At 70.1% G+C, this 6605-nt stretch carries 5 protein-coding genes; 2 read left to right on the top strand and 3 right to left on the bottom strand.

Annotated features, from left to right (window positions below; all coding sequences use genetic code 11):
• Window positions 1-192: 192 nt before the first annotated feature.
• The 3 genes from G6022_RS06505 to G6022_RS06495 form a co-directional block, all read right to left on the bottom strand.
• Window positions 193-1074, bottom strand: a complete 882-nt coding sequence (locus tag G6022_RS06505) for a sulfite exporter TauE/SafE family protein (RefSeq protein WP_182639238.1) — start codon at window positions 1072-1074, stop codon at window positions 193-195.
• Between the two features lie 46 nt (window positions 1075-1120).
• Window positions 1121-1717 (bottom strand): rhodanese-like domain-containing protein, encoded by a 597-nt coding sequence (locus G6022_RS06500; RefSeq protein ID WP_182618294.1) that lies wholly within the window; start codon window positions 1715-1717, stop codon window positions 1121-1123.
• Between the two features lie 105 nt (window positions 1718-1822).
• Window positions 1823-3217, bottom strand: a complete 1395-nt coding sequence (locus G6022_RS06495; RefSeq protein WP_182639237.1) for an MBL fold metallo-hydrolase — start codon at window positions 3215-3217, stop codon at window positions 1823-1825.
• Window positions 3218-3418: 201 nt separating this feature from the next.
• Here G6022_RS06495 and G6022_RS06490 point away from each other — a divergent pair, with 201 nt between their 5' ends.
• Both G6022_RS06490 and G6022_RS06485 read left to right on the top strand, forming a co-directional pair.
• Complete coding sequence (locus G6022_RS06490; protein ID WP_182639236.1) at window positions 3419-5941, top strand: MMPL family transporter; 2523 nt, start codon at window positions 3419-3421, stop codon at window positions 5939-5941.
• Entirely contained in the window at window positions 5934-6572 is a 639-nt protein-coding gene (locus G6022_RS06485) for a TetR/AcrR family transcriptional regulator (RefSeq protein ID WP_179523771.1), read from the top strand. Before G6022_RS06490 ends, G6022_RS06485 begins: the two co-directional genes overlap by 8 nt.
• The last annotated feature ends 33 nt before the right edge of the window (window positions 6573-6605 follow it).

Below are 6605 nucleotides of genomic sequence, written 5' to 3'. Positions count from 1 at the left end.
GGCGCTCACCGTCTCGGTGCGCAGCACGGTGAGGGTGGTCGGGGTGGGGCTCTTGCGCTCATCTGCCACGGGGGCCTCCTTAAGTTAGGCAACCCTATCTTGCCAGTCGGCGCGTCCCGACCGCGCGGTCGTCCAAAGGGTTCCCCCCTTCCGTGTTGCAATGTAAGATATATGTGATCGTTCAGCTCCGCGTCACGAGGCCCGCGCGGCGATCGGAGTGGCGGATCTCAGCGGGCAGCGGTCCTTGGCGGCGAGGAGGCAGGTCGCCGCGGCAGTGCCCAGGACGGCCACAGTGCCGAGGATGATCGGTGCGGCGGGGAAGGGTAGTTCCTGGGACAGGACGAAGGCGCCCATGAGTAGGACGAAGTAGCCGAAGCCCTTTCTCAGGGCCTTCTCCGGGACGACGGAGGTGAGGCGGATGCCGACGAAGGAGCCGGCGATCGCGGCGGCGGTGACGGCGGCGACCAGTGGCCAGTCCAGGCTGACCGAGGTGAGGTAGCCGCCGAGTCCGGCGAAGGATTTCATGGCGATGACCAGCAGGGAGGTGCCCACCGCGGCGGTCATCGGTAGGCCCGCCAGGAGCACGAGGGCCGGGACGACGAGGAAGCCGCCGCCGGCGCCGACCAGTCCGGTCGCGGCGCCCACGACGAGGCCGTCGAGCAGGATCCGCCACAGTGGGTGGTGGTGGTCGTTGCTCTGCCCGTCGCGGTCCTTGCGGCCGCGGATCATCGCCCCGGCGGTGGCGATCATCATGATCGCGAAGGCGACCATCAGGACGGTGCCGGGGATGTAGCCGCCGGCCATTCCGCCGCCGAATGCGCCGACCATGCCTGCGGCGCCGAAGATCAGGCCGGTGCGCCACTGGACGTTGCCTTTGCGGGCGTGGCCGAACAGGCTCACCAGCGAGGTCGCACCGACGACGAACAGGGAGGTGGCGATGGCCTGCTTGGGGTCGAGTCCGCCGATGTAGGTCAGCAGCGGCACGACCAGGATGGACCCGCCCCCGCCGAGCAGGCCCAGTGACAGGCCGACCAGGACGGCCAGCGCCACGACGATGATCACGGTGATCTCCATGGCAGGTGCCTTTCTCCGGCGGGGGCGCCGGTGTGGGTGGGGTGGGTCAGGAGCGGGTGGGCAGCGAGTCCAGGACGGTGCCCAGGCCGGGCTCGTCGGCCGAGCGGTTCCACGGCATCTTGGCCAGGCCCGCGGCCATGGCGCAGGAGTTGCTCGCCGCGGAATAGGTCAGCCCGGCCCCGATGGCGCCGGCGAGGTAGGCGAACTTCGGGGAGACGATCTTGGAGGCGGTGACGCCGACCAGGACGAGCGAACCGGCGACCATCCGGACCTGCCGGTCCATCGCCCAGGCGCCCTTGCCGCGGACGACCTCACCGCCGGCGGCCTCGTAGCCGGCGATTCCGCCGTCCAGGACGGTGACCGAGTCGGGGTCCACGCCCACGGACTCCAGACGCTGGTTGGCCTGGCGGGCGCGGTTGCCCGACTGGCAGATCAGCACGACCTGCCCGGGAAGGCGGGAGGCGAACTCGTCCCCGTGCTCGGCGAGCAGGGGCAGCGGCACGTTATAGGAGCCGCGGATGTGGACCGAGGAGTACTCGGCGCCGGATCGCACGTCGATGACGGTGGGCGGGGTGTCCGAGTCCATCGCATCGCGCAGGTCGGCCGGGGCGATGGTCGGGGCGTGGGTGAGGCTGGAGAGCATGGGTGGTGTCAGCCCTTTCGTGTGGGGAGTCGGAGTGGCGGCGGGTCGCCGCGGGGCCGGGGGCCGGACGGGTGGTCCGGCCCCCGGGGTGTGCGGTGGGTCCGCTCAGGCGGAGACGAGGGTGCGCTCGGACCAGGCGACGTAGCTGCCCTCGAGCTCGACCACGTGGTAGCCGGCGCGGCGCAGGGCGCTGGCCGCGACCGAGTTGCGGACGCCGCTCTGGCAGTACGTCACGATCGGCCCGTCGGTCGGGAGCCGGTCGAGGTTCCAAAGGAGTCGGCCGCCGCTGAGCTGCTCGGAGCCCGGGATGTGCCCCTCGGCGTGCTCGGTCTTGTTCCGCACGTCCAGGACCATGGCGGCGTCGAACGCGTCCAGCTCGTCGGGCCCGATCATCTCGGGGGTCGTCATGGGCAGACACTCGAGGCCGGTGGTGTAGCCGGTGACGGTGTCGATGCCGACCCGTAGCAGGTGATCCCGGAACGCCTCGGCCATCTCGACGTCCTCGGCCAGGACCACCAGGGGCGTGTCCTCCTTCTCGGGGTCGTAGACCCAGGCGCCGAAGGAGGCGGCCTTGTCGACGCCGGGGATGTTGAGCGAGCCGGGGACGGTGCCCGCGTGGACCTCGTCCTGGCCGCGGGTGTCGACGACGACGACCTCGTTCGTCTCGAGGGCGTCGGCCACCTCCGCGGACTCGCAACGGCGCAGCGGGGCCAGCGGTCCGAGGACGTCCGGACCCTGCCGGTTCTGCCGCTTCATCCGCCCGAAGTACGCGTGCGCGTCCGGCTGACCGTCGAGCAGCTCATCGACGAAGCCCTGCTCGTCGTCACGCTCGACGTACCCCGCCCACCACGCGTATCGACGCTCGTACCCGACGCTGGTCGACGGAAGCGCGCCCAACGCCTTGCCGCAGGCGCTGCCCGAACCATGGCCCGGGAAGACCTGGACATGATCCGGCAGCGTGACGAACGACTCCTTGAGGCTGCGGAAGATCTGCGTGGCGCCGACGAAACGGGTGTCCACCCCGCCCGCCGCCTCATCCAGCAGATCCGGCCGGCCCAGGTCACCGGAGAACACGAAGTCACCGGTCAACATGTACCCGGGAGCATCGGCGAACGCGCCGTCGGTGATGAGGAACGACAGGTGCTCCGGCGTATGACCCGGCGTGTGCACGGCCTCGACGGTGATGTTGCCCAGCTTCACCTGGTCACCATGATGCAGGCGCTCCGCGGCGAAACCGTACTGCCAGTCCTCGCCACCCTCACCGGAAACATAGACGGTCGCCCCGGTGGCCTCCGCCAGCTCACGGGTCCCGGACAGGTAGTCGGCGTGGATGTGGGTCTCGGTGACCGCGGTGATGGTCATGCCGTGACGAGCGGCCAGGTCCAGGTACTCGCGGATGTCGCGGCGGGCGTCGACCACCACGGCCTCCCCCTTGGCCTGGCAGCCGATGAAGTAGCCGGCCTGGGCGAGGTCCTCGTCGTAGATGCGTTCGAGAAGCATGGTGCTCTCCTTGTCGGTCGGTGTTCCCTGCGAGGGGTGTGCCACGACTGTACATACCCAGGGGGGTATCGACAAGGCGGGCGGCGCATCCGGGCAGGGTGGCGTTCGCCACACGTGGTTGCGCAGGCTGTGCAATGGTGCAGCACTCGTGCAAAACTGCGAGGGTTCCGCTTCCCGCACCTACGCACCAGGAGCCAGCGCATGGCGTCATTCCTCTACCGCATCGGGCGGTCCGCCTATCTGTTCAGGTGGCGGTTCATCGCGGCCTGGATGCTGTTGATCGTCGGCGTCGGCACCGCCGCGGCCACGATGTCGCAGCAGACCAGCACCACCTTCTCGATCCCGGGCCTGGAGTCGATCGAGACCCAGGAGGAGATGCAGGAGCGGTTCGCCGGGGCGGGGGACCAACTCGACGCCCCCACGGGGACAGTGGTCATCCGCGCCCCGGAGGGCAGCACCCTCACCGATCCGGCGGTGACGGAGGACGTCGACGCATTCCTCGCACAGGTGCGGGAGCTGGACTTCCTCGCCGACACCGACGCGATCGTCAACCCGGTGATCGCCGCCGAGGGGCTGTCCCAGCAGCTGACCGAGGCCAAGGCCGCCCAGGAGATCCCGCAGGAGCAGATCGAGGCCGACATCGCGGCCCTGAGCCCGCTCAGCGCTGACGAGACGACCGGCACCGTCCAGGTCCTGTTCGCGGCCGAGACGACCATGGACATCGACGCCGAGGACCGCGACGCCTTCGCGGACGTCGTGGCCGGGCACGAGGGCGACCTGACCATCGCGTACTCCGGGAACGCCTTCCAGATGTCCGAGATCAGCGCCATCGGCGAGCTCATCGGCATCGCGGTGGCGGCGGTGATCCTCCTCGTCACCTTCGGTTCGCTGATCGCCGCGGGGATGCCGCTGCTCACCGGGATCATCGGCGTCGGGATCGGCATCGCGGGCATCTTCGCGGCCACCGCCTTCACGGACACGATCAACACCATGACGCCGACCCTGGCGTCCATGATCGGTCTCGCCGTGGGCATCGACTACGCGCTGTTCATCGTCTCCCGGTTCCGCACCGAGCTGGTCAAACACATCGGGGGGAACGACCTCGAGCCGGCCGAACTCGCGGAGAAGCTCAAGACCATCGACGCCAGGCAGCGCGCGCACCTCGCCGGGTTGGCGGTCGGCAAGGCCGGCTCCGCCGTCGTCTTCGCCGGACTCACCGTGCTCGTCGCCCTCGCGGCCCTGTCGATCATCAACATCCCGTTCCTCACCGCGATGGCGCTGTCCGCCGCGGCGACCGTCGCGATCGCGGTCCTGGTCGCCATCACGCTGCTGCCCGCCATCCTCGGTGCCGTCGGGACCAGGCTCTTCGCGGCCCGCGTCAAGGGCGTCAAGGCGCCCGACCCGGAGGACGAGAAGCCGACGATGGGCCTGACGTGGGTGCGCCGCATCCGCGCCCGTCCCGTGTTCTTCGCGACCGCCGGTGTCCTGCTGCTCGTCCTGCTGGCCCTGCCGGCCGTGCAGCTGCGACTGGCCATGCCGTCCGACGGCACGATGGCCCCGGACACCCCGAACCGCGTGGCCTACGACATGACCGACGAGGCGTTCGGTCCCGGTCGCAACGCCCCCATGATCGCCTTCGTGGACACGCTCGATGTCGCGGAGGAGGAGCGTCCGGCCGCGTGGGCCACCGCCGCGGCGGACATCCAGGCGCTCGACGGAGTGCAGAACGCGCAGATCATCGAGACCAACGAGTCGGGTGACGCCGCCCAACTCCTCGTCACGCCCGAGTACGGTGCGACCGACGAGCGGGCCGCGGACGTGCTCGCGGAGATCAGGTCCGGGGTCGCGGCCTTCGAACAGGAGACCGGGGGCACCTACTCCGTCACCGGCGTCACCCCGATCTACGAGGACATCTCCGAACGACTCACCGAGGTGCTGCTGCCGTACATCGCCATCGTGCTGGCGCTCGCGTTCATCCTGCTCATGCTGGTGTTCCGGTCGATCTGGGTGCCGCTGATCGCGGCGCTGGGCTTCGGCCTCTCGGTCGCGGCGACCTTCGGCGTCACCGTGGCGATCTGGCAGGAGGGCTGGGGCGGGATCATCTCCGATCCGCAACCCGTCATCAGCTTCCTGCCGATCATGCTCATCGGCATCGTGTTCGGTCTGGCGATGGACTACCAGGTGTTCCTGGTCACGAGGATGCGCGAGGGGTGGGTGCACGGCAAGACCGCACACAACGCGGTCGCCAACGGCTTCAAACACGGGGCCCGCGTCGTCACCGCCGCCGCGTTGATCATGATCAGCGTCTTCGCCGCCTTCATGACGATCGACGAGCAGTTCATCAAGGTGATGGGCTTCGCGCTGGCGATCGCGGTGCTGTTCGACGCGTTCGTGGTGCGCATGACCATCATCCCGGCCGTGATGTTCCTCCTCGGCGAGCGGGCCTGGGGCCTGCCCCGGTGGCTGGACAGGCTCCTCCCCACCGTCGACGTCGAGGGGTCGGCGCTGGAGACCGCGGAGGAGTCCGCCCAGCAGGGGACGAGCACCGCCACGGACGGCGAGGACACCGACGGCGGCGCCCACCGCGAATCGGCACTCGTCGGCGGCCGACACTCGGCCGACACCGTCGCCGAGCAGTCCCCGGGGGCGGGCCGGCACGAGGCGCCCGGCGGCCACGCCGACCCGGACGGTGGCGGTGGTACCGGGACGCGGACAGATGGCTAGCCTCCGGGAGCGCAAGAAGGCCGACACCCTCACCCGCCTCTCGGTGGCCGCGGTCGAGCTCCTGGTGGCCGAGGGCGCGGAGGGGGCGACGGTCTCGGCCATCGCCGACCGGGCCGGGGTCTCCACCCGCACCTTCCACAACTACTTCGCCCACCGCGAGGACGCGTTCGTCCACTTCCTCCGCGAGCAGGTCGCCGAATGGGTCCGGAGGGTCGACCAGGCGCCGGCGGGGATGTCGCCGCTCGACGTCCTGCGCTCGATCTTCCGGGAGTCCTACGGCCGCTCGGAGGACGACATCGTCGCGGCGGAGAACCTCCTCGTGGTCGGCGAACAGGTCATGTTGCTGATGGGCAACGAGGAGCGTCCCTGTGCCGAGAGCATCCTCGACCCGTTGTACGAGGCGGTCGGCCGCCGGGCGCCCCACCTGAGCGTGTTCCGGGTCCGCGTGCTCGTGGACCTGGGGCTGGCGGCCGGGGCGTCGGTGCTCAGGCACCAGCCGCTCGCGGGAGAACCGGGCCGCGACGCAGCGGAGCACGACCCGACCGTCTACCTCGACGAGGCCTTCGACCTCCTCGGGCGCGGGACCGGGCGGGAGTTCGGGGGCGGTCCGGACCAGCAGGGTTCGGCCTAGGAGACTGCTGAACAAGTGGCGTGGCTGGCCTGC

Origin of the sequence: Dietzia sp. Cai40 (genome assembly GCF_014145165.1) — a bacterium.
Classification (GTDB): Bacteria; Actinomycetota; Actinomycetes; order Mycobacteriales; family Mycobacteriaceae; genus Dietzia; species Dietzia natronolimnaea.
The sequence above is the reverse complement of the archived record's forward strand: the minus strand, read 5'-3'. Positions and strand labels throughout refer to the sequence as shown.